The 24,398-nt window shown below is 32.9% G+C and carries 23 protein-coding genes; 10 read left to right on the forward strand and 13 right to left on the reverse strand.

The window, feature by feature from the left end:
- Positions 1-254 precede the first annotated feature (254 nt).
- Genes OS188_RS09170 through OS188_RS09180 form a run of 3 tightly spaced genes read left to right on the forward strand, consistent with a single transcriptional unit; the run spans position 255 to position 3,034 of the window.
- Positions 255-842 (forward strand): TetR/AcrR family transcriptional regulator, encoded by a 588-nt coding sequence (locus tag OS188_RS09170; RefSeq protein ID WP_267148532.1) that lies wholly within the window; start codon positions 255-257, stop codon positions 840-842.
- Positions 843-855: 13 nt separating this feature from the next.
- Positions 856-1,854, forward strand: coding sequence for an NADP-dependent oxidoreductase (locus OS188_RS09175; RefSeq protein ID WP_267148533.1), 999 nt, complete (start codon positions 856-858; stop codon positions 1,852-1,854).
- Positions 1,855-1,873: 19 nt separating this feature from the next.
- On the forward strand, positions 1,874-3,034 hold the full coding sequence (locus OS188_RS09180) for an iron-containing alcohol dehydrogenase (RefSeq protein WP_267148534.1): 1,161 nt from the start codon (positions 1,874-1,876) through the stop codon (positions 3,032-3,034).
- A 150-nt stretch (positions 3,035-3,184) separates the two neighbouring features.
- On the opposite strand, the gene OS188_RS09185 is transcribed toward OS188_RS09180, so the two are convergent.
- Together OS188_RS09185 and OS188_RS09190 are read right to left on the reverse strand one after the other, a co-directional pair.
- Positions 3,185-3,691 carry a hypothetical protein gene (locus OS188_RS09185; RefSeq protein ID WP_267148535.1) on the reverse strand — a complete coding sequence of 169 codons (507 nt, stop codon included), beginning with the start codon at positions 3,689-3,691 and terminating at the stop codon, positions 3,185-3,187.
- The gene (locus OS188_RS09190) at positions 3,681-5,360 is read right to left on the reverse strand and encodes a patatin-like phospholipase family protein (RefSeq protein ID WP_267148536.1); all 1,680 of its coding nucleotides are present in this window, start codon (positions 5,358-5,360) and stop codon (positions 3,681-3,683) included. The genes OS188_RS09185 and OS188_RS09190 overlap by 11 nt, the downstream gene beginning before the upstream one ends.
- A 364-nt stretch (positions 5,361-5,724) precedes the next feature.
- Here OS188_RS09190 and OS188_RS09195 point away from each other — a divergent pair, with 364 nt between their 5' ends.
- The 4 genes from OS188_RS09195 (at position 5,725) to OS188_RS09210 (ending at position 7,775) form a co-directional block, all read left to right on the forward strand.
- A complete protein-coding gene (locus OS188_RS09195; RefSeq protein ID WP_267148537.1) occupies positions 5,725-6,294 on the forward strand; it encodes a Crp/Fnr family transcriptional regulator in 570 nt (189 codons plus the stop codon).
- Between the two features lie 82 nt (positions 6,295-6,376).
- On the forward strand, positions 6,377-7,117 hold the full coding sequence (locus OS188_RS09200) for an acyl-CoA desaturase (protein WP_267148538.1): 741 nt from the start codon (positions 6,377-6,379) through the stop codon (positions 7,115-7,117).
- 138 nt (positions 7,118-7,255) lie between these two features.
- Positions 7,256-7,495 (forward strand): ribbon-helix-helix domain-containing protein, encoded by a 240-nt coding sequence (locus OS188_RS09205; RefSeq protein ID WP_267148539.1) that lies wholly within the window; start codon positions 7,256-7,258, stop codon positions 7,493-7,495.
- Positions 7,488-7,775, forward strand: a complete 288-nt coding sequence (locus OS188_RS09210; protein ID WP_267148540.1) for a type II toxin-antitoxin system RelE/ParE family toxin — start codon at positions 7,488-7,490, stop codon at positions 7,773-7,775. Before OS188_RS09205 ends, OS188_RS09210 begins: the two co-directional genes overlap by 8 nt.
- Positions 7,776-7,927: 152 nt before the next feature.
- On the opposite strand, the gene OS188_RS09215 is transcribed toward OS188_RS09210, so the two are convergent.
- The 5 genes from OS188_RS09215 to OS188_RS09235 form a co-directional block, all read right to left on the reverse strand.
- On the reverse strand, positions 7,928-9,772 hold the full coding sequence (locus OS188_RS09215) for a PLP-dependent aminotransferase family protein (RefSeq protein WP_267148541.1): 1,845 nt from the start codon (positions 9,770-9,772) through the stop codon (positions 7,928-7,930).
- 163 nt (positions 9,773-9,935) lie between these two features.
- Complete coding sequence (locus tag OS188_RS09220) at positions 9,936-10,391, reverse strand: phage tail protein (protein ID WP_267148542.1); 456 nt, start codon at positions 10,389-10,391, stop codon at positions 9,936-9,938.
- Positions 10,392-10,395: 4 nt separating this feature from the next.
- Positions 10,396-10,827 (reverse strand): phage tail protein, encoded by a 432-nt coding sequence (locus OS188_RS09225; RefSeq protein WP_267148543.1) that lies wholly within the window; start codon positions 10,825-10,827, stop codon positions 10,396-10,398.
- Between the two features lie 128 nt (positions 10,828-10,955).
- Entirely contained in the window at positions 10,956-11,561 is a 606-nt protein-coding gene (pncA, locus tag OS188_RS09230; RefSeq protein ID WP_267148544.1) for a bifunctional nicotinamidase/pyrazinamidase, read from the reverse strand.
- A 10-nt stretch (positions 11,562-11,571) separates the two neighbouring features.
- The gene (locus tag OS188_RS09235) at positions 11,572-12,969 is read right to left on the reverse strand and encodes a nicotinate phosphoribosyltransferase (protein ID WP_267148545.1); all 1,398 of its coding nucleotides are present in this window, start codon (positions 12,967-12,969) and stop codon (positions 11,572-11,574) included.
- Between the two features lie 467 nt (positions 12,970-13,436).
- Between OS188_RS09235 and nrfH the strand changes: the two genes are divergently transcribed.
- The 3 genes from nrfH to OS188_RS09250 are packed head-to-tail and all read left to right on the forward strand — an operon-like array spanning position 13,437 to position 18,755.
- The gene (gene nrfH / locus OS188_RS09240; RefSeq protein WP_267148546.1) at positions 13,437-14,036 is read left to right on the forward strand and encodes a cytochrome c nitrite reductase small subunit; all 600 of its coding nucleotides are present in this window, start codon (positions 13,437-13,439) and stop codon (positions 14,034-14,036) included.
- Between the two features lie 12 nt (positions 14,037-14,048).
- Positions 14,049-15,545, forward strand: coding sequence for an ammonia-forming cytochrome c nitrite reductase (gene nrfA / locus OS188_RS09245; protein WP_267148547.1), 1,497 nt, complete (start codon positions 14,049-14,051; stop codon positions 15,543-15,545).
- A gap of 60 nt (positions 15,546-15,605) precedes the next feature.
- Entirely contained in the window at positions 15,606-18,755 is a 3,150-nt protein-coding gene (locus OS188_RS09250; RefSeq protein WP_267148548.1) for a cytochrome c biogenesis protein, read from the forward strand.
- Positions 18,756-18,855: 100 nt separating this feature from the next.
- Here the strand turns inward: OS188_RS09250 and OS188_RS09255 are convergent, their stop codons facing one another.
- From OS188_RS09255 to OS188_RS09280, 6 genes are all read right to left on the reverse strand, one after another.
- Positions 18,856-19,305, reverse strand: coding sequence for a KTSC domain-containing protein (locus tag OS188_RS09255; protein ID WP_267148549.1), 450 nt, complete (start codon positions 19,303-19,305; stop codon positions 18,856-18,858).
- A 78-nt stretch (positions 19,306-19,383) separates the two neighbouring features.
- Complete coding sequence (locus OS188_RS09260; RefSeq protein ID WP_267148550.1) at positions 19,384-20,697, reverse strand: DEAD/DEAH box helicase; 1,314 nt, start codon at positions 20,695-20,697, stop codon at positions 19,384-19,386.
- A 5-nt stretch (positions 20,698-20,702) separates the two neighbouring features.
- Positions 20,703-22,034: a DEAD/DEAH box helicase gene (locus OS188_RS09265; RefSeq protein ID WP_267148551.1), complete on the reverse strand. Its 1,332-nt coding sequence runs from the start codon at positions 22,032-22,034 to the stop codon at positions 20,703-20,705.
- A gap of 160 nt (positions 22,035-22,194) precedes the next feature.
- Positions 22,195-22,437, reverse strand: coding sequence for a cold-shock protein (locus OS188_RS09270; protein WP_323370452.1), 243 nt, complete (start codon positions 22,435-22,437; stop codon positions 22,195-22,197).
- 419 nt (positions 22,438-22,856) lie between these two features.
- A complete protein-coding gene (locus tag OS188_RS09275) occupies positions 22,857-23,942 on the reverse strand; it encodes a hypothetical protein (RefSeq protein WP_267148552.1) in 1,086 nt (361 codons plus the stop codon).
- A gap of 4 nt (positions 23,943-23,946) precedes the next feature.
- Positions 23,947-24,294, reverse strand: coding sequence for a hypothetical protein (locus tag OS188_RS09280; RefSeq protein ID WP_267148553.1), 348 nt, complete (start codon positions 24,292-24,294; stop codon positions 23,947-23,949).
- Between the last annotated feature and the right edge of the window lie 104 nt (positions 24,295-24,398).

Raw genomic sequence — 24,398 nt, forward strand, 5'->3', positions numbered from 1 at the left:
CGAATAGTTATTCATAAAGAACTATTAATATTAGAAAAGAGGAATTATATAATTGATTTATAGATGATTATATAAATATACTAAAATATATGATTGAAAATAAATTCCTAATCTCAAACTAATCAATAACTCTCCTTCTCTATGCATTATTTACAACTTTATTTTTAAGGTTTTTTACATCCATTTAAATCTTTGTTAAAAAAAAGAATGAACGTTCATTTTTGTCTATATTTGCCCTGTAATTTGAACAAAGAATGGCGAAACTTCAAAAAAGTATTGATAAACGAAATGCGCTTATAAAAGCAACTATTGAGTTAGTAAATAACAATGGTTTCCATGCAACTCCTATGAGTAAAATAGCTAAGATGGCCAAGGTTTCTCCGGCAACTATTTACTTATATTTTGAAAACAAACAAGATTTAGTAAACAAAACTTATATAGAGGTTAAAGCAAAATATACAGATTATGCTTTTGCTAATTATAATGAAAGTATGTCTGTAAAAACCGGGTTTGAAACCATTTGGAAGCGTATAGCAGAGTTTAAGTTGAACGAATATGAACATGCCATGTTTTTAGCGCAATGTGATAATACACCCATGATAGACGAGCCTAGTCTAAAAGAAGGTATTAAGCATCTGCAACCCCTACTCGACCTATGGGAGCGTGGAAAACAAGAAGGAATTATCAAGCCAGTTTCTAATTATTTACTGTATGCTTATGCGGTGAGTCCTCTATCTTTCTTAATGATTGCTCAGAAGCGTGGCGCTTTTCAATTAGATAAGGAACAAATAGAAGAAGCCTATCAATCGGCTTGGAGTAGTATAAAAAAATGTGAACAATAATTTATAACACGAGATGATACAAACAATTTTATTAAAAAATAGACCAGAAGGAAAACCAACTCTTTCAGATTTTGAATTTATAACAGAGGAACATAATTTAACTATTCATACAGGGGAGATTCTTTTAGAAACTATCCATGTTTCTGTGGATCCTTATTTAAGAGGAAGAATGAGCGATGCTAAATCTTATATTCCCCCTTTTGAGTTAAATAAACCTTTGCAATCTGGAGTAATTGCCAAAGTCATTGATTCTAAAAACGACAACTTTAAAGTAGGAGAATTTGTTTCTGGCATGTTAGATTGGAAAACCAAGCAAGTCTCAACAGGAGAAGGTCTTATAAAAGTAGATTCTAACAAAGCTCCTTTAAGCGCTTATTTAGGGATTCTAGGAATGACAGGTTTAACGGCTTATACCGGATTAACTCAAATAGGGAAACCTGTGGCGGGAGAAACATTAGTTGTTTCTGGAGCTGCCGGAGCTGTGGGCTCTGTTGTTGGTCAAATAGGAAAAATCCTTGGCTTGAGAGTAGTAGGAATTGCTGGAACTGACGAGAAGATAGATTTATTAAAATCTAAATTTGGTTTCGATGCAGGTATTAATTATAACACGAGTACAGATATTAAGACGGACATTGCCAAAGCAGCACCAAATGGCGTTGATATTTACTTTGATAATATAGGTGGCCCGATTTCGGACGCTATTTTGTTTAATATTAACAAGTTTGCTAGAATCATTAATTGTGGTGCCATTTCTGTATATAATGATACAGAACTTCCAAAAAGCATTAGTGTACAGCCATTTTTAGTTAAAAATAGCGCTTTAATGCAAGGTTTTATTGTTTCTAATTATGCCGATAAATTCCCAGAAGCTATGAATCATTTAGCTAGTTGGTTGGCAGAAGAAAAACTTACATACACAGAAACTATAGTAGAAGGATTTGATAATATTCCAAAAGCTTTTATCGATTTATTTGAAGGTAAAAACAAAGGAAAAATGATTGTCAAAATATAAATAATAAAAGAAAAGTAAAATGAACAATTTTGAATTTAAAAACCCTACCAAAATTATTTTTGGAAAGGATAGTATAGAAAAATTATCAAAGGAAATTCCTGAAAACGCAAAAGTATTAATGCTTTATGGCGGAGGTAGTATTAAAAATAACGGTATTTACAAGCAGGTAAAAACGGCTTTAGAAAATGTTACTGTCATTGAGTTTGGAGGTATTCCTGCAAATCCAGAATATGCCGTTTTAATGGAAGCACTTGAGGTTATTAAAACTGAAAACATCACTTATTTATTAGCTGTTGGTGGCGGATCTGTTATTGATGGTACTAAGTTTTTATCGGCTGCTGCCTTATACGAAGGTCATTCGCCTTGGAATATTTTAACCGATAATATTAGAACTGAAAAAGGTTTGCCATTTGGTACCGTTTTAACCCTTCCTGCAACAGGTTCTGAAATGAATTCGGGAGCTGTTATTACTAGAGAAGAAACCAAAGAAAAATTAGGAATGGGCGGTCCAGGTTTATTTCCTGAGTTCTCCATCTTAGACCCACAAGTTATCACTTCAATTCCTGAACGTCAATTAGCAAACGGGTTAACAGATGCGTTTACCCATGTTTTGGAGCAATATATGACTTATCCGATAGGAGCTTTATTGCAAGACCGTTTTGCAGAAAGTATATTACAAACTTTAATTGAAGTTGCGCCAAGAGTGCTAAAAGATCCAACAGATTATGAAGCAGCATCCAATTTTATGTGGAGCTGTACAATGGCTCTAAACGGACTTATTCAAAAAGGAGTTCCAACAGATTGGGCTGTTCATGCTATGGGACACGAATTAACAGCTTTATTTGGTATTGATCATGCACGTACCTTAGCTGTAATTGCACCTAGTCATTATAAATATCATTTTGAAGCAAAGAAAGAGAAACTAGCTCAATACGGAGAACGTGTTTGGAATATAACTGAAGGTAGCACAGACGATAAAGCCTATGCTGCTATTGAGAAGACAGAAGCTTTTTTCCATGAATTAGGAATTAATACAAAGTTATCTGAATACACGAAAGATTACGAAGGAACAGCTGAAACTATTTCACAACGTTTTACGGAACGTGGCTGGCTAGGATTGGGAGAACATAAAAACTTAACACCTGATAAGGTTGAAAAAATTGTAAAAATGGCTTACTAATTTTAAAATGAGAAGTAAGTTAGATAATCTTTAATAAGAAAAAGGAGCTCTAATTAGCTCCTTTTTCATTTTAAAAGTATTTGTTGTTTCTATTTTGTAATTTATATAAGGTTTTTAAATAGCTACAAAAGTTGTTATCACTATAATATGTTAATTAACCACCGAATTGACACCTCGTATCAAATAATATACTAGAATTGTTAAATTAATTAGAACAAACGGAATAACAAGTGTCCATTTTGCCCTAACAACAAACCAAAACGCATTGAACATCCAGGTACTTTCAGAATGGGTTAATAGATTAAGCAATAGAATGTTTTCTATAATATCAAAAACTCCAGGCGCCAAACATAAAATAATCCACAATTTACTTACTCGTGTACGCGTAGAAGATTGGAAAACACGATAAGTTGCATAGAACAATAAAGAATAGATTATGATAAATCCAAAATCGTAATAGGTGTTATTTTTAAGGTTTTTATAATGTTCTTGGATATTACTATTGAAATTACTCAATGTCTGAGAAAACTGAATTTCTCCTATATTTTTCACTTCTATAGAAGGATGCCAATAGAATAGACTAGCCATACCTGCCATAATTAAAAACATCACAAACCATTGATTTGTTGCTTTAATAAGTTGTCTATCAGATTGCATCTTTTGCGAGTTTAATTCTTAAATCCTTATAAGTTTTCCAATCAAATTTATCGAGTTGTCTAATAGCAGCTTCGGCACCTCTTATAAAAAGCAAACGCTTATCCTCTGTGGTCATCCAAAAATCCAACCAGTTAATTTGAGCATCGCTTTTTTCTGGATTTCTGCGTGTATCTACCGTTACTACTCTATCTCTTATTTCTTCATTATCAATTAGAAAATCGTTGTCATAGAAATTTCTAAAGGTTTTTACATAGCTGCCAACATAGTTTAACAGAGAATTTCTTTGACCTTCTAAAATATCTTCAGATTTTATTTCTGAGCGTTTAGAAAGCAATACTCCAAAAGTTGGAAAGCTAGGAGCTTTACTACTACTTCTATGGAATTCACGAATTGGGAAATTAGACAACATACCTCCATCCACCATTCTTGCTTTTAATTTTACCTTATTTTTTGGATCGTCAAAAGCTTCATAATGTGTTGTGCTATTAGGAATAAATGTGTTGAAAATAAACGGTAAAGACATGGAGGCTCTAACGTAAGCAGCTGGATGAACCTTTAAGTGATTTTCCCAATACTCATTAGCTCTTTTTGGAAATCTAACTATTCTATTATGTGATAAATTTGACGTAATTAATACTATTTTTGGGTTTTCTACTTTGTAGTATTTAGATGAATCAACAGCTAGTTGCTGAGACACTTTTTCTGATATAACAATAGGTTTTTCTTCTGTTTCGTCTGAACTATTCGCAGTCTTTGGAGTATTTGACTTTATCCATGTTTTTAAATCTCCCTTTAAATCGTCTGTATCTACATTTCTAATAAGTTTCGTTTCAGAAAGACAGGCGTATAAATCTTGAGTAGAATTTACATGTAATTTAGCTAAGTTTTCCCTAACCCAAAACAAGAATGGGTTTCCAGTATTGAGTCCAAAATTCTCTCCTAATACTTTCGCGAATAATATATAAATCAAAATAAAAAAGGCAAAAATATTACAGGTTCCAATAATAAAAGAAAAATACCGAACATCGGCAACGCTCATATTATAATCATTTAACAATAATCCAGCCGAAAAATACATGCCCATGATTATGATTAAAGAGGCTAATCCTAAAAAAATTGGCAAGCCTTTAGAATTAATATTTTTAAACAGCGTTTTCTGAATTTTCCCTACAATGCCACCTCTATTCATAAAGGAAGAAAAATCCATATTGGAAACAATGAGCGTCAATATTTCCGATTTCAAAGCACCTCGATTAGAATCTGTTTCTATAATAGGGGGTTCTTTATAAACATCGGCAGAGATGGAAGCTAAAAATAACGCGTTAATAGCACCAGCACTTGTACCACCATGGCTATAAAAACGGATTCCAACTTTTTCTAAAATATAACAATAGCCAAGTAATGCAATTCCCCACATACCACCTCCTTGTTGGACTAAATCGATAATTGGCCGTTGTTTTTCAATAATATTTCCAGCTTTATCTTTAGTTTTTTCAATTATAGTCGCATCAGAAATCCATTTAATATCGATTTCATCGTCTTTATTAATTTTTGTCTTAAGAGATAAATCATCGTTTTTTATAGCGTTGGCTAAAATAACATCGGCCGCATCAAAATAGGTTTTAGCTATTTTTTTTTCTTCTTTAGAAAAGTTGAAATGATTGAACATCTATTATAAATTATAAAATGACATATTGTTTTTTATTAAGTCCATAAATGACTTTAAAAATCCAAGAGCTACTAAAATTTACTTTTGAACTAATTATTAGGTCGGGAGAGTTTAATTACTAATAATTAGATGCTTAGATAAATATATAAAAAAAATTTGGATTATATTTTACACAACATACTAATCGCGATTTAAATACATGGACTTATATTTTTAAATAAACACCTTCTAATTAAAGAACTCAAAAATAAGGCAGAACTAAATAAGACCGACCATATAAAAAATAGAGAAACCGGTGAGTGAAAACTAATTTCATCCTTCAAATTCCCTATCTTTGTTAGTTCTATATTCAGAATTTCGAAGGGTGCAACAAATAAAATCTCATTTAGAACAAATAGCGACGATATCAGATGCTGACTGGGACTTTTTTACGTCCAAATTACAGCGTCGTAAGTTTGCTAAAAAAAATGTTTTTTTAAAACTACATGAGATTGAAAATCATATTTCATTTATAGAATCTGGGGTGGTGCGCTTATTTATTCCTAAGGAAAATCCGGAAAAAGAAATTACTTTTGGATTTAGTTTTAACGATCAGTTTATAAGTGCCTACGATTCTTTTTTAACGCAAACTCCTTCTGCTTATCAGCTACAAGCTTTAACAGATACAACGCTTTTAAGTATTAATTATAAAGATTTACAGGATGTTTATAAAACCACACAAATAGGGAATCTTATTGGTCGACTTACAGCAGAACGCCTGTTTTTATTAAAGTCAAGACGCGAACAGCATTTATTAAACCTCACTGCCGAAGAGCGCTATTTAAAACTATTTAAAGAACGTCCGGAATTATTAAAAGAAGTTCCTTTAAAATATATCAGTTCTTATATTGGAGTAACGCCACAAGCTTTAAGCAGAATTCGAAAACGCTTGTAAAACGCCTATAAAGGGTCATTTTCTTAATTTAGGTTCATTGTTTCTCGTTAAACGACAAATTATCTTTGCAAAAACAAAAGATATGGCTGTTGTTATTTTCGTAATCGTGCTTTGGTATGGAGGTTTATTTTTTCAATCTTTCTTTTTGCATCGCTATGCTGCACATCAAGTATTTACTATGTCTAAAACAATGGAACGTATTACCTTTGTTTTAACCTGGATTTTTCAAGGTTCCAGTTATTTAAGTGCTTATGGCTACGGCATCATGCATAGAATGCATCACGCTTATACGGATACCGAATTAGACCCACATTCTCCTTCTTACGATGACAATTTATTTGCCATGATGTGGAAAACAAAAACTATTTATCAGGATATTAATCAGCAACGTATAGAAGTAGATTCAAAATTTACTAAAAACGTTCCACAATGGAAAGCCTTTGACAACTTTGCAAGCTCTCGGTTTTCTAGATTGCTTTGGATTTCTTTATATACTCTATTTTTTGTGTTTTTTGCTACAGCTTGGTGGCAATGGCTTTTATTGCCAATTACTTTTTTAATGGCGCCTATTCATGGGGTAATTATCAATTGGTTTGGACATATTTATGGCTATGTGAATTTTAAAATGAAAAACACGAGCAAAAACCTCTTTCGCTTCGATTTTTTAATGATGGGTGAAGGTTATCATAACAACCATCATAAATTTGCAAGTCGTGCTAATTTTGGCGTAAAATGGTACGAGATTGATATGACCTATTTAATTATCAGGGTTTTGGATGCCGTTGGAGTTATTCAACTTAAGAGAATAGAAAATAGAGAATAGAGGTTAGAAAATAGAACATATAAAAAGTGTTTAGAATTTTAATACAATTTTCTAAGCACTTTTTCTTTCTATAATAATTGCTGGCAACAATTTGAAACGATTCATTTTTGATGTATATTTACACCAAAAGATAAAATTATGTCAAGACAAAGTATAACATTTACCGAACCAAACGACGAATGGCTGAAAGCACAAGTGAATAAAAATGAATATTCAAGTAAAAGCGAATTGGTAAACGATTTGATACGACAAGCCAGAAAACAACAAATCCAAATTGATTGGGTTAGAGCAAAACTCGATAAAGCTGAAAAAAGCGGATTTACGAAAGATAATAAAAACGAAATTTTAGCTCAATCAAAGTCCTTATTGAATGGCTAAGTACAGGTTAAGCAACGAAGCTAAAAACGATTTAATACGAATTCATCAATATGGAGTTGAAAAATTCGGAATGACTCAAGCGGATAAATATTTTGAATCGTTTTTTAAATATTTCGACATTATTGCCCAAACTCCTTTTTCATTTGAATCGGTTGACTATATAAAAAATAACTACAGACGCTGTGTTTGTGGAATTGATAGCATTTATTTTAAAGTAAATGAAGATATTGTAGAAATAATGGCAATTGTTGGGAGGCAAGATTTGAATGAGAAACTGTAGCCTGAATAAGTACAAACTATTGGCTACACTATAAAAAAACACCTAGTTTAGTGTTTAATTGAAACAAAAGTGCGTGTTTGCTTTTATCCGATTTTCGTACTGAAAATCCGCTGACACAAACACGCACTTTTCACTTACAATACCGAATTGTCCTAAATACTATCAACAAAATCTAAAAAGACTTCTTTATGACATTCTAAATCTATTTTTGGAGATAGAGAAGCACGAATAATATAATCCTTATCGCCTTCTTTAGTCGTTCCTTGGGTAGATGTTGCAGGAATGGTCCAATAACAACCTTTTAATTGTCCGTAACTCACGCAATACTTGGATTCATCAGGAATTTCAGAAATCATTAAATTGATTAACTTTAAATTTAAAGCCCTTTTATAGGCTTCTTTTTCTTCAGGAGTATTCCCTTTGGTTGGAAGATCCAGTGAAAAAACCGATGGTGTAAAACCTTCTTGTGCTAATGACTCCGACACGAAATTAATTTTTGCTTCTGGTAAAGCCTTATGGATAAAGTTTACAAAATTGCGGGTATTAACGTAAGCATCTGCAATTCTTTGATTCATAGAAGGCAATTGTTTGGCTAAAATTTCATACTGAAGAGCCGTTGCTTCGTTATCGCAAAGATTTAAATGACTTTCTATTGTCTGCATCAAGTCTTCCGTTCTTTTGTTTCCTACGCAATACCCAGCCGTACAAAGTCCGCCACTTGGGAATTTAGAACCCGAAGCAAAGGAAATAGTTCTAACCGATGATAGAATATCATTCTCACCCAAAAAGTGCACATTCGGACAAAACGTTTGATCTAAAATAAACACGGGATCAATGGCCGTTTTACCACTTGTTGTTTGACGTTTCTTACTTAAAACATTTTTTAAATGGTCCAAATTAGGAACTTCAACTCTTGGGTTGGTTGGGATTTCTGCAATGATGTATGGAATGGCATCCTCTTTAGCAATTTTGTCTAAAACGCTATCAATACTTGCAACCATTTCGTTATCGCCATCCACCAATAAATCTTCAATTTCCACATGCTTTAGGCAAGCAGCTACTCTCCTAGCCTGATCGTTTGTTCCACCATAACAATTTGGAGGAACAATAAACTTAATAGGCTTTCCAGGATGATTCTCTTGGGCATCGTGAATCAACCCCATCATAATGGCATATTGAATCGAAAGTCCGCTTGAAGCCACTAAGGGTTTTGTATCTGCGTTAGTAATGTCTTTTATAGAAGTTAAAACGGCTGTTTTGTTTATTTCCTTATCTCCTGATTCAGCCTTAATTGTTGTTTTATTTAATAACAAGTTTAAAGCTATCAGTGAATTAGCCGGGGTCATGGCAATAGTTTCTCTACGTCTTACATGTTGAATATCGGAAATATAAGATTCGTTTTTCTTCCCATTTGCAATTAAAACACTTCCTAAGTCATTATATAAACTGATATAAAAATCAACTTTAGAGTTTAATTCACTAGTAGAAATAACATCATCTTGGGAGATATAAACAGTACTTCCATCGAATTCAGAAATCTGGTTCACATTTTCAACTTTCTTTAATTCGAACTTATAGCCATACACGTTCTTTAAAACTTCTGAATCAAAAAAATCTGGTAAACTGCTTGAATAAACAATCTGTGTGTTTTTATTTTCTAATAAGTTTGTTCTTAAAATGGCTAAAACAGGAATACTCTTCGATTGAAAACTGATGACATTCTCTGGATTTATATTATTCAATTTAGCAATGCTCCATTCTAAAACACAGGATAAAGGATGGCCTAAACGGATATAATCGTATGCCGTAGGTAGCTGATTGAGTGCTTCAGTTTCATAATTATTATTTTCGTACAGCCTTTCAAACTGATCTAAGAATTGGGTTTTAGCTAATTCCTCCTCATAAATATCTAATCGATGGGTTGTTGTACTTAACCAACCAGCAGGCATATTTTTTAATATGTTTTCAATATAATTAAGCATCGTGCTTTCTTTCATAATTCTTTCTTTTTAATAGTCTTGCAAGGTACAATAATTAGAATTTTTCTGAAAGCGTTCCGGGGAAGGTTTTGCGGGATTGTGTTTAATTATATCTGGGAAGAAAACGGGTTATTCTAGTAGTTATAAAGATCGTTTTAGAAACCGTACTTTGATAGCATATTTACTTTTTCCGAATGGGAGGTTTGACGTTTCTTTTAGTTGTTAACACTTTAAAGCTCAGGTATGAAAGTTCTATAGTTTCAATTAATATTTTAGTGTCTTGGGCGTGTAGTTCGTCAACGCCCCAAGCAACTGGAACTGCTTTTTCTATATTCCACGCACTCAGAATCTCATGATTTGCGTTTAAGAGTTTTACAGTTAAATTAACGGGTTTAATTTTAGAATTATTGATGGCATCCATACACCATTTTACAAGATGAGATTCCGGTTGATACGCTCGTTTTAAAACAATATTATCAAATTTGACATAAGTACCTTTTTTATTCTCGTTTTCACAAACTCTAACTTTTAGGCCTTGAACAGATTGAAAGTTTTTATCATCCCTAAGTTCCTTATAATCAAATTCAACAGCAAAATGCATATTAAGTGGTGGATATGTGGATCTTGGCAAATTCATGAATTTATACATCGTTGACATTAAACCCTTCATGAGTTATCTCCAATCTTTCAATCAGTATTTCACTTTTCATGGCATTAAGTTCTGTATACTTTAAAGAAATAGGCCAAGAATTTTTAACTTTCCAAACCATTACCGGTTCGTGTTCTTCGTTCAGCAAGGCAATAGTGATATCGCGTCTTTCAATATGCCCCAGTGAAAAGGAGTTCATCCAACTAAAAAAGTCATTATCACGTCTAAATGTACCTCGTTTAAATATGATATTCGAATACTTACGCATTCCAGGCATCTTAATGGTATTGTAATCTGTCGAAATTCCATCTCTATACTCAATAATTTCGTGTTCTACTGAAAGTCCAGATACTTCAGAAAAACCAATTCTAGTTCCACCCCAATCTACTCGAAAATGAAAATTAACTAAAGGATAATTACTCATAACGTTTATTTTATTGATTATAAACTACTTAGAAGTAAATATACTAAAAATAATCTTGAAGACAGAATGCTTTATTTAATCAAGTTATATGTTACTATGAGTAAGTCTGATTCTGTTGAAAATATATTTTAAATTTCATCAGAAGTAATAACTTGAATTCCCAAATATGTCATCTTCTTTTTTAATTCTATAAAACCTTCAGAATTTAAAGGTTGTGAGGCGTCTTCTATAAAAAAACATGCAAAACCTTCTTTAAAGGCATCATAAGTAGAAAAATACACGCAGATATCTGCCGCAAGCCCACATAGAAAAAGTTGTGTCGTTCCTTTTTCTTTTAAATACCCTATTAATCCAGTGGATTTTAAATGGCCATTATCATAAAAAGCGCTATAGCTGTCTATTTCTTTGTCGGTTCCTTTTCTAAAAATGGCTTCCCATTTTTTGGTGTCAAGATTTGGATGAAACTTAGCACCTTCCGTACCTTGGACACAATGATCTGGCCATAAGGTTTGTGGTTTTCCATGAAGCTCTATCTCATCAAACGTAGACTTTCCTTGATGATTTGAGGCAAAACTAATATGGTCTTTTGGATGCCAATCTTGAGAAGCTATTACCAAGTCGAATTTATGTTGCATTTTATTGATAATAGGAACAATTTTATCTCCTTCAGGAACAGCTAATGAACCACCAGGCATAAAGTCGTTTTGAACATCAATTATAAGAAGTGTTTTCATATTAATAACTTTAGAATCTATGTTTTTGGACTAACTTGTCTCGTTCTAGCTTTAGTTGTGTACTCAGACCAATTTTGTATATATGTGGGTTTTGAAAACGCTTATATTCTTCAGGAAGTTTTTCTAAACGAGATTTCGAGTAGGCAGCAATTTCCGATACCGTTCGTGGAGAATTTATTCGCTTTCCATTTTCCATAACCTTTTCCAACAAAGGTTCATGTGTAAAACGATCGAGATTTAGACTTTTTCTAGAGTCGAATGGATGCTCCATATTCGTCACGTTTTCTTCAGTAAAACCTGCTATGGCATCTGCACCATAAAACATTCCGTTTTTATCTAACATTCTATACACTTGTTTTTTAAAAGGAAGAGAAACTTTGATAATGTTTTCGGAAAGTTTGATTCTTGGTTCGCCATTAAATTCCGATAATTTATAAACCCCATCCAAGGCTGCATCTGGTTTTCCTGTGACTAAATTTGTTCCAACACCAAAAATATCAATAGATGCTCCTTGTTCTTTCAAACTTTTTATCACATATTCATCCAATTGATTAGAAGCTACAATTTTTACATATTCCAAATTGGCTTCGTCTAATATTTTTCGTGTTTTTTTGGATAAATAGGATAAATCTCCACTGTCTAATCTAACTCCCAATAACTGTTCCCCTCTACTTTCCATCTCTTTAGCTACTGTTATAGCATTTGGAAGTCCGCTTCTAAGCGTATTATAGGTATCTACTAAAAGCACACAGTTTTTAGGACGCCATCTTGCAAAATCGCGAAATGCTTCTAATTCATCTTCATAACTTTGTATAAAAGAATGCGCCATAGTTCCGGAGGAAGGCATATTATAATCTTCTGCAGCCTTTACATTACTGGTGCTATCGAAGCCGCCTATTGCAGCAGCTCTCGATGCATAATATCCGCCAGTGGCATGAGCACGACGTAAGCCCATATCTAATAGAATAGCGTTTTTTGCACTGTATCTTATTCGACTAGCTTTTGTAGCAATTAAGGTTTGGAAATTAAGAATATTTAATAGAAGAGTCTCTATTATCTGCGCTTCGATAATATTAGCTTCTACTTGCAAAATAGGACGATTAGGAAAAACAACATCTCCTTCTTTACATGAATAAATAGTTCCTTGAAAACGAAAGTTTTTTAAATAATCTAAGAAGTCTTTTTTAAAACCATGCTGTTCCAAGTATGCCATATCTGAAGCCGTAAACTCCAGAGTTTCCAGAAAATCTAAAATATCCTCCAATCCAGCAAAAATTGAATAGCCACTATTAAAAGGATTGTTTCTAAAATAATAATCAAAAACTGCTTTCCCATCGGGTTTTGTCCCAAAATAGACTTGAGACATAGTTAGTTGATAGAGGTCTGTATATGCAGCTGTAATATTCATGCAATTTTGCTTTTAATAGATTCATATAGTTTAGTCAAGGTATCTAAACTTGATCGTTAATTAATTTACTATTATCTCTCAAATAGAAAATATATAAAACCATAAAATTAATAGAAATAAATATTCTACTCACTAAGTTAAGAGAGTTTTTTGCTACAGACCGTTCTTTATCTCCGTTTTTAGAACAATTGCATGGTTTTAGCATCAAAAAACACAAAACAAGTATTTTAGAACGATTCCAAACTATTATAAATCAACAATTATTAGTTGTTATTCATAGTTTTTATTTCGCATAAAACTCTAATCATCAATGTATTGCGTTTAAAATAAATTGAATTTAAACAAATTATGCTAGACTTTATTTACTGCTAATCTATATTAAAATTTTGATTTTTTTCTAAAGTATGACTTTTCTCACCTTTAGTTAAAGTTCTATTCTATATTTTTATAGTATAATTCATTGGTTTATGAAGTTTAACTTAAAAATACTTCCAGAAAAAGGTTCTTCTTGGCGCACCTTTGCAGTTTTTGCAATTGCCTGTGTCATGGGTATCGGTTTCTTCTTAATGAGAGAAGCTGAAGTGGTGTCTTATTTGTCAGACAACCCTCAAGCCTGTGTTAACTGTCATGTTATGACTCCTGTTTACAATAGTTGGATGCACAGCTCTCATAGAGAATGGGTTTCTTGTAATGGATGTCACGTACCTCAAGACAATATTTTTAATTCTTATTATTTTAAAGCAAAAGACGGTTTGTATCACTCAGCAGTCTTTACGGCTAGAGCCGAACCAGATGTTATTTCTATGCGTGAGGCTTCCGAGGAAGTAGTTCAAAACAATTGTATTAGATGTCATATACAGCAAGTAACAGAAGTCAAATATGATGGATGGCTTGATAATCATAAAGAAAATCGCACAGAAAGAGCTTGTTGGTCTTGTCATCAAGAAGTACCTCATGGACGTATACATGGCTTATCGACAGTAAAATATAATATCGCTCCCCTACCAACAGATCAAGATGAAATGGTAGTACCAGAGTGGTTAGCAAAAGAAATGGAAGCACAATAAACCTCAATAAATATGAAAAATAAAGTTCTCTTCGTCGTAACAATTGTAGTTGTCTTTTTATTAGGACTTCTTGCATCTAGTATTATTAATAGGAAAAGTGAGGCCAAATATAAATATGTGCCTAATGTAGAAATTGGTGAAAATGAGCCAAGAAATGAAGAATGGGGGAAAAACTACCCAAGAGAATATCAATCTTATATGCAAACGGCAGATACAACCTTCCGTTCTTATCAAGGCGGATCGGCAACTGTTGATATGCTTGAAGAGGACCCAAGAATGGTAGTGCTTTGGGCAGGATATGCGTTTTCTAAAGATTACAATCAAGGTCGTGGTCACTATTATGCTATAGAAGATCTACATAACACTCTTCGTTCTGCTGCTCCTGAAAATAAAGAGGATGGTCCCATGCCAGCAACTTGTTGGACGTGTAAAGGTCCAGATGTACCACGATTGATGGACGAGCATGGTGTTGGAGAATTCTATGCCGGTACGTGGGCAGAAAATGTTTCTGAGGTTGTAAACCCTATTGGTTGTGCAGATTGTCACGATCCAAATACTATGAAATTACGTGTTACAAGACCAGCCTTAGTTGAGGCATTTCAAGCTATGGGGAAAGATATCAATCAGTCTACCCACCAAGAAATGCGCTCTTTAGTATGTGCTCAGTGTCACGTTGAATATTATTTTAATAAAAACAAACCTGGTCATGAAGGTACCAACTACCTAACCTTTCCGTGGGAAAATGGATTTGCTTTTGAGGACATGGAAAAATATTATGATGATATTGAATTTTCAGACTGGACGCATGCCATTAGTAAAGCACCCATGTTAAAAGCACAACATCCAGATTATGAGATTTTCTTAACAGGAGTTCATGCAGATCGCGGGGTTTCTTGTGCAGATTGCCACATGCCATATAAAAGTGAAGGGGGACAAAAATTTACCGATCACCATTTACAATCACCTTTAAATAATGTTGCTAATTCTTGTCAGGTATGTCATAGAGAAGAAACCGATAAACTCATTACTAATGTATACGACAGACAGAAGAAAGCTAACGAAAACAGAATCAAATTAGAAGATGTTTTGGTAAAAGCACATATTGAGGCAGGAAAAGCATGGGAATTGGGTGCAACTGAAGAGCAAATGAAAGATATTCTTATGAGTATTCGTCATGCACAATGGCGATGGGATTATTCTGCAGCTTCTCACGGTGCGTCATTTCACTCTCCCGTAGAAATAGGTCGTGTACTTGGTAGCGGACTTGCAGAAGCGCAAGAAGCACGCGTTATGTTAGCAAGACTTTTAGCTACTTTAGGACATAACGAACCTGTAACTATGCCAGATATTTCGACCAAAGCAAAAGCACAAAAATACATTGGACTTGATATGGAAAAACTTGAGCAAGAAAAAGAACAGTTTAAAGCCAATGTTTTGCCAAAATGGTTAGAAGAGGCAAAAGCCCGGGAAGCAAAAATGGGTTCTAAAAAAGTGGTAAACGCCAATTAACCTAGTGTCGAACAAACTGTAAAATTCTTTTAACGCCTTATTTAAGTCAGATTCCTCTCTATGAAATTTATATATCGCTTCTTTTCATCTTCAATTTTAGCCTTACTTTTACTCTTAATATTTGCGGTGGCCATGGCTACCGCAACTTTTATGGAAAATGATTATGGTACAGATACTGCCTGGATAAAAATTTATGATGCCCTATGGTTCGAGCTGGTTATGGTTGGGCTTGCTCTTTGTTTCTTGGCCAACACATTTAAATATAACTTATGGCGAAAAGAAAAATGGGCCGTACTACTTTTCCACCTTGCTTTTATTATTGTTATTATTGGAGCGGGAATTACACGGTATGATTCTTATGGAGGAATTATGCGTATTAGAGAAGGACAAAGTTCTAATACAATAATTTCAGATAAAAACTATTTACAAGTCCATATATCTAATGGAAATAAAACAAGACATCTTCAAAAAAAGAAAGAGTTTTCACCTCTAAACGATAATAGTTTTACACTTAATACAGATATAGAAGATCTTCCTATTGAAATATCTTTAAAAGAATTTGTAGCAGATGCCCTCCCTGAAATTGTTGAAGATTTAGAAAAAGGCTCTCCATTACTACAAATGGTTGTTACTTCTGGAAATGGAAGAGAAACTCTTTTTTTATATAAAGGTGAAGTCGAAATTATAGGTCCACAAAAACACAAAGTTGGTTTTGAAGCTAAAGAGGAAGGCATAATCAACATTACAGAAGAACATGGAGAATTCAAAATTTGGGCACCTCACCCACTCGATTTCTTTGTTATGGCAGATCAAAAAGCAGGCGTATTGAAAGCAGACTCTCTTCAAACCATGTCGCTTAGAACTTTATACAGACATGGCGATTTATCTTTTGTTCCTTTATCCTATCATGAACGTGCTAGTATGGAAATAGTTAGTACTTCGGAAAAACCAAAAGACAACGATCCAACTAAGGATGATGCTGTGGTCTTAAATGTGAAGGTTGGCGATAAAACTGAAGAAGTCATGCTTCTATATAGAAAAGGTTTTTTACCAACCACCCACGAAACTACCATTGACAATATTCATCTGAGTTTTTCTTACGGTGCTAAACCCATTGAAATTCCGTTTTCTGTAAAGTTAAACGATTTTCAATTAGAGCGCTATCCTGGCTCAGAAAGTCCGTCGTCATACGCAAGTGAAGTAATGGTAATAGATGGTGAAACTCAAATGCCTTTCCGTATTTATATGAATAATGTTTTGGATTACGGTGGGTTTCGTTTTTATCAAGCTAGTTACGACACAGATGAAAAAGGGACTTTATTGGCTGTAAATCATGATGTATTAGGGACAGTAACAACTTATATTGGTTATCTTTTAATGGCAATTGGAATGTTCTTTACTCTTTTTGGAAAAAGAACCAGATTTACAACAATTACTAAAAAGCTTAAGAAAATAAAACAGCAAGCTCCTATTATAATCATTGCATTTTTGAGCTCTGTGGGTGTATTTGCTCAATCTCCAATGCAAAAGGACTCTGTACCTTCTGTAACAGATTTAGTTTTAAACGAAGTTATTGATAAGCAGCATTCAGATTTATTTGGGCGCATCTTAGTTCAGGATATGGATGGGAGAATTAAACCCATTAACACCTTAGCTTCAGAGTTTCTTAGAAAAATATATGGAAAAACAACCTTCAAGTATAAAACCGAAGATGGAAAAATAATAACCTTAAATGCTGATCAGGTATTTTTAGCAATGCATGTTTCTCCAGGCGCTTGGCAGAAAATACCAGTTATAAAAATAGAAGCCATCAAAGGAGGTGATTATTTTAAACCTCTTAAAATTACGGAAGATGGTTATATCTCCTTCGATCATTTAATTAATCCAGAAGGAGATTATGTGTTAGCTAAAATGGCCGAAGAAGCTCACGCAAAGAAACCTGCTGAACAGAATGAGTTTGATAAAGAAGTTATTAAAGTTGATGAACGCTTCAATATCTTATTCAATATTTTCTCTGGAAACTATTTAACTATTTTTCCAAATAGCTTAGCCGAAAACAATAAGTGGTTTAGTTATAATCATCATTTTAAAGACTTTCCATTAGAAGACGGCCAATTTGTACAAAATATAACTAGAACCTATTTTAAAGATATTGCAGAAAAAAACTGGGCAGGTGCTACAGATAAACTCTCTTATATAGACACATACCAAAGCACATTAGGAGCAGAAATAATTCCAAGCAACCAAAGAATTGAAGCTGAGATATGGTATAACCAAATGAACCTTAATTTCTGGTTATTCCAAGTGTTTTTTACTGTGGGCTTAATCATGTTAATATTAGCACTTTCAAAAATATTTGTAAACAACCGATTTGTAAATGTCTTTTGGAATATTCTTGTGATAGTTACTTTAATAAGTTTTTTGTTTTTTACAGGAAATATTCTTCTACGTTGGTATATAGGTCAACACCCACCATGGAGTAACGGTTATGAAATGATGGTTTTTGTGGCTTGGGTATTAATGCTCTGTGGATTGCTAACTTTTAGAAAATCTGATTTCTCTTTGCCTTTAGCCACCTTATTTTCAGGATCCTTACTCTTTGTTAGTTATTTAGATTGGTTAAATCCTGAAATTACTAATTTAATGCCAGTACTAAAATCATCCTTTTGGTTAAAAGTCCATGTAGCTACCATTGTTAGTAGTTATGCACCTCTAGCTTTATCGGCTGTTTTAGGATTTATGGCATTAATTTTAATGATTATAAAAACAGAAAGTAACGCGAGTAAAATTGATATTAGAGTAAAAGAACTTACTTATATTAATGAGATTTCTATGACTATTGGACTATTTGTTTTAACCATAGGAACCTTTTTAGGAGGTGTTTGGGCCAATGAGTCTTGGGGGCGTTATTGGGCTTGGGACCCGAAAGAAACCTGGGCTCTGATTTCAATAATTATTTATGCCATTGTACTGCATTTACGATTTGTTCCAGCACTTAAAAGTCGTTATACACTCAATATAGCAAGTGTTTTGGCATTTGGATCTATTATAATGACTTCTTTTGGGGTGAATTACTATCTAACCGGTTTGCACAGTTATGCTGCTGGAGATCCAATTCCTGTGCCTAAATTTATTTATATTCTAACAGCCGTTGTAATTATTGTGGGAATTATAGCTTTTTTCAGAGTTAGAAAACCGAAGAAAAATTAAAAAAATAAGTTATTGAGTTAAACGCCAATTTTTGGGCAGCTAACTCAATAACTTTTAAATATATATGAAATTTGTAGTTGCAAAACTATAATTCTTTAGCTTAGGCTTCCTCTACTACTCTTTTTGTTTTTCTATATGTATAATTAGAATAGATATTACGTTTAGCAAAGCGGTTTACCTTATCGCTATTAATCATTTTAATATAGATTGGTTTTGTTACCCCAAAATATTCGTATGTAGAACCATCGACAAAGGTAATCTCTAATAATAAGCCTTTATGAGTATAATCTGCAATCCCCGAGTTGGTAATTGTTTCAGTATAAGCTTCTAAATTTGCTTCAATAGTTTCAGGCGCAATACTTACTAAAAAATGGTAACCATCAATAATCTTACGACTATTAATTTCGGCTTCCTCTTGCCGTGCATCTCCATTTTGGAATTTATCCGGATGCCATTCTTTAACCAAATTACGGTAACTCTTTTTTAAAGTCTTAAGTTCAACCTCGTTTTCTACTCCAAAGAGTTTCTTGTATTCATTAATGCGCTTCATATCATTTTTTTTGAGGGCGCAAAAGTACATGTAAAAATGACACGAATTACATAAATATAAAATTAAATATATACTGGCTTAAAGAACAGATACACGAACCTTTTTCTTTTTCAATCTACTGTTATTCAATTTATCGGATAAAGCACTAGCAATACTAAGTGGGACAGCTACAAAAGCACAGTCCTGTTTTAATTCAATAATTCCTAATTGGTCTTTAGTTAAACCTCCTTCTTTAAAAAATAAACCAGCAATATCTCCTTTAGAGATTTTATCTTTTCTTCCACCAGATATAAATAAAGTCTCCCAATATTGTGGTTCAACCGGAGCTTTTTTATTAATGTTTACAATTTTAGGAGAACCAATAAAATCAGGTAGAGTTTCTTTTTCCCATTTTATAACATAAGCGGTTCCTTTAGCGTTTACTCTAGCTGTTCTTCCATTTCTATGTGTAAATTCTTCATAAGCATAAGGAAGCTCATAATGAATTATAAAGTTCATTTCAGGGATATCTATGCCTCTGGCGGCTAAATCTGTAGCTAATAAAATCTGACTAGTTCCATTTCTAAATTTAATTAAAGAGCGTTCTCTATCTTTTTGCTCCATTCCTCCTGAAAAACAACTATGACTTATATGATTTTTTTCTAAATATCTACTAACTAAATTTATATTGTCTCTAACATTACAGAACACAATTCCCTGTTGATTTCCAAGGTGCTGAAGTAATTTTAATAAGGTTTGAAACTTACTATTGGTGGGAGACACAACCTGTTTTATAGTTAGTTTCGACTTTACTTGTTTGTCTAAATAATTAATAATTGTTGGCTTGTTCAATCTTACAAAGCCGGGAACTTCAACTCCTTGAGTTGCAGAAGTTAAAATACGTTTATTTAAAGCAGGTAATTGACTAATTATAGTTTTCATTTCTTGCTCGAAACCTACTTCTAACGACTTGTCAAACTCATCTAAAACAAGTGTTTTAATATTTGTTAAAGAGAACCTTTCGCTATTAAAATGGTCTAAAATTCTTCCAGGTGTTCCAATCAAAATAGCGGGTACATGTTTAATTTCAATTTTATCTTTAGACATGGGTCTGCCACCATAAACCGCATTTACTTTAAATCCTGAACCCATATCTCGAGCCACCTGTTCTATTTGAATAGCCAACTCTCTGGAAGGAACCAAAATAAGCGCTTGTACGTCCGAGCAGTCCACTTTTAGCCCCTTTATTAATGGTAACAAAAAAGCCAATGTTTTTCCAGATCCAGTTGGAGAGAGCAAAACCGTATTTGTTGTTGTTTCAATAATTGGAATGGCTTCCTTTTGCATGGGGTTTAGCTCATGGATATTCAGTTTATCCAGAATATCTTGCTGATCTTTAATGTTATTTGCCATAAGAACTACTTCTTTTTTGCTTTCTCAGCTTTTGGGTTACCAATATTAGTTTGAGAGAAATAATCGGCTATAATTTTTTCGACTAATTCTTCTTTGGTTAAATGATGAAATATAGTTTTAATTTTTGCTTTATACGCTTCAGAAAGCTCTCGATTGGGTTTGGTTTTAAATATCTTTCTTGCCCAAATTAAACCATTATTCTCTTCAATACTTTGCTCATCGGCTTTTTGAAATTGTTTAAAAGTAATTCCTAATTCCTGTTCAAAATCTGCAATATCTTCAACCTCTTCTTGCTGTAAAATAGTTAGAGAAAGTCCTTTAGCTCCTGCTCTGGCTGTACGTCCGCTTCTATGTACATAAGCATCGTAAGTATCCGGTAAGTGATAGTTTACCACATAAGATATTTCTTTAACATCAATTCCACGAGCAGCTAAGTCTGTTGCTACCAAAATATCAATATATCCTTCTCTAAACTGCCCCATTATACGATCGCGAATTCCTTGAGTTAAACTTCCGTGAAGTGCGCCAGAAGAAAACTTATTAATGGCCAATTTTTTAGCTAATTTATTAACAGCTGCTTTTGTTTTACAAAAAATAATACCTCTTTCTCCTTCTTTAGAATTAAGAAAATGAAGTAATACGTCTAGTTTTTCAATAGGTTCTACAACCACGTATTGATGATCGATTCCTTGATGTCCTACCGTTTTCATATCTGCTTCAATCTGAATGACATGCTTTGACATATAATTCTGAATTAGCTGCTTTACGGTTCCTGGCATTGTAGCAGTAAAAAGTAAGGTTCTCCTAGATTTTGGAATCTCTTTAATAATACTATCTAAGCCTTCTTTTAATGCGCTTACCATTTCATCGGCTTCATCTAAAACAAAGTAAGAGATGTTTTTAATGTTTATTGCATTTCGGCTTACTAAATCGGCCAAACGACCAGGTGTAGCAACCACAATATGAGTTGTTGTCTGCAAGCGTTCTATTTGAGGTTTAATTGGTATGCCACCACAAATTGCTGCAATTGAAATCTCAGGACTGTTTGATGCAAAAGATAATAGGTTGTTATAAATCTGTTGTCCTAACTCACGTGTTGGTGCTAAAATAACAGCTTGAATATCTGTCGAATTTTCATCTATTAACTGTAATAAGGGTAGACCAAAAGCAGCTGTTTTACCAGTTCCTGTTTTGGCTAAGGCAACAATATCTTCCTTTTTATTTAGTAAAGCTGGAATTGTTTTTTGTTGAATATCTGTAGGTACTGATATTTCTAGTTCTAATAAGCTATCTACAAATTGCTTATTAATTCCTAAATCTGAAAAAGTTTTTGACATCTAATAATTTTCGACAAAGATAATCACAGTTTTATAAGTTGTGCTTATATTGAAGTACTTAATTGTTTTAAAGGAATTTAGGAACTACAATATCTTTGTTATAATAAAATAAAAAGCCGTCAATAAATGACAGCTTTAAGTTAATTTCTATTCTGGTTAATTAAACCTTTTTTACGTTTATAGCGCTTGGTCCTTTTTCTGTTTGCTCTACGTCAAAAGTTACGTTATCCTTCTCACGAATTCGGTCTATTAGTCCATTTTTATGAACAAAAATTTCATCCTCTGAATCTTTTAAAATTATAAAACCAAAGCCTTTAGAGTTATTGAAAAATTTTACAGTACCTTCTTTTATTTGATTTTCGCTTTTAGGTTTTAAAAATTTATTTATTAAGTTTTTAATCATTTGATCTGTTTTAATTTAAAAAATATTTTCAATACTATAATTACTACAAACTTATAGTTAATCTCCATTTTTCAAAATACTTATTTACACTTATAAAATTTTACTGATATAATTCCTTTTAAGGAGCGAATAATATGGAATATCTAAAACAAAGGAATCAGAAAATTTTGACAAATAGAATCTTTACTATAAAAATGTTACCATCATATTGAAGAAAGCAAATATAAGTGAAATTAATTAATGTTATAAATAAAACATCTAAAGTATAAGGATTTATTTAAAATTTCAGTTATTTCATTTTAGAATTGTATAGGAAATTAGAAGTAAATAACTTCTGAAACTTTAATAGCAGATAATTTTAAATATTCCAAAATACTGTTTTTTTTAACTGTGTTTGCAGACAACTTAAAACTAGATTTTTAATTGAGACCTACTTTATTGTTTCCTGTATTAATACCCCAATTAATCCCAATAATAGTCAGAAGGTTTTCACCATCAGGCCCTTCAAAATTCTTTCCAAATCCACCAGATATACTAAGGTCTTTTGTAATGGTATATTGGATACTTCCAACCGAACGTTCGCTGTTAATTTCTCCATTTCTCGCAATATATTCATAACCAAAACCCAACTTACCGAATTCAAATTCTAGCTTTCCACCAAAATCTCTATAATACATTGTATAATAATTGTTTGCCAAAGCATTAAAACCGTCTTCAACATAACGTGCTGTAAGTAGAAGATTAAAATAGTTGTTAGTTTTGGCGTCGCTTCCTTCATTTAATATCAAGCTTGTTTCGGCAGTTAACCAAATTCCTAAGCGATTTGCTGTTCCAGAGTTTGTTTTATTCTCCTTAAACAAAGCACTATAACCCATAGCAGCATCTAATCTGAATAAGGGTTTTATTTGTTTTTGAAAAGGTTCTATAAGTGCGTTTATTTCATCCTGATGTTCTTGATAATAGTGTTGAATAGCTTCTTCACCTTGTATTAAAATAGCATTTGGAACTGTAATGTTAGATAAGGCAGTTGCCATTCCTATAGTATTTGCATGTACTTTTTCTTTATTGTAGAATCTAAGTACTGTGGTTCGTAAACCTATAGAATACGTTTTATGCTCGTTTTCTAAACCCGAAAACTCTTTGTCTACATAAGCAAACGAAATGGTTGTGGTATTAAGACCGCTAAATGGCTTTTGAACTATTGCGCCGCTATCAGGATCTTCTAAAACCCCAATATACTTCTGGTAACTTCGGTCCTTTCGCTTTGTATTTATTAAAAAGTACGGAGTAGCTTCTATAGAAATACTCTCACCAAAATTCTCTTGCACATGTAAGGTTAACGCTTTTAGGTTTACAGGAGTATAAATTTCTGTAGGTGTTTCGCCCACCAAAATAAAGGCAGGACTAGAACCGTTGGACAAAGTAAACTTACTTAAGTCTATTTGCTGGGCTTGCCCAAAAACAAACATGAAACATATTATAAGTGTTATAAATTTTGTTTTCATAAGCCTATGCTTTTTCTAGTTTTAATACTACAAAAGCCATAAATAACATGGCATTGAGTTTGACTTTTTCGGCTAAAACACTTACAGAAGTTGTTTCTGAAGAAACTGTAATTTCAACTATTGTTGTTTCTATTATAGCATCTATTTTACTATGGACAAAAAAGTTAGATACAACGGACAATGTACTTTTATCTATGTCGTCTATAACTCCTAGCGGTACTGTAAAGTTTGTGGTAATACTCTTTTTAATAACCACATCGTTAAGACTTACATTAGAACCTACGTTGGCATCTGAACTAATTTTTACCACAACTTTTACCTGTTCTCCTGTTTTAATTTTAATAGTTTCCATATCTAATATGTTTGAGTTTTATTACTTTAAAAACTAACTCTATTTGATAAAACATAATATTAAATGATAATTAAGATATCTATTCTTTAACAAAAAGAGATATT

Origin of the sequence: Xanthomarina sp. F1114 (assembly GCF_026410255.1) — a bacterium.
Taxonomy (GTDB): domain Bacteria; phylum Bacteroidota; class Bacteroidia; order Flavobacteriales; family Flavobacteriaceae; genus Xanthomarina.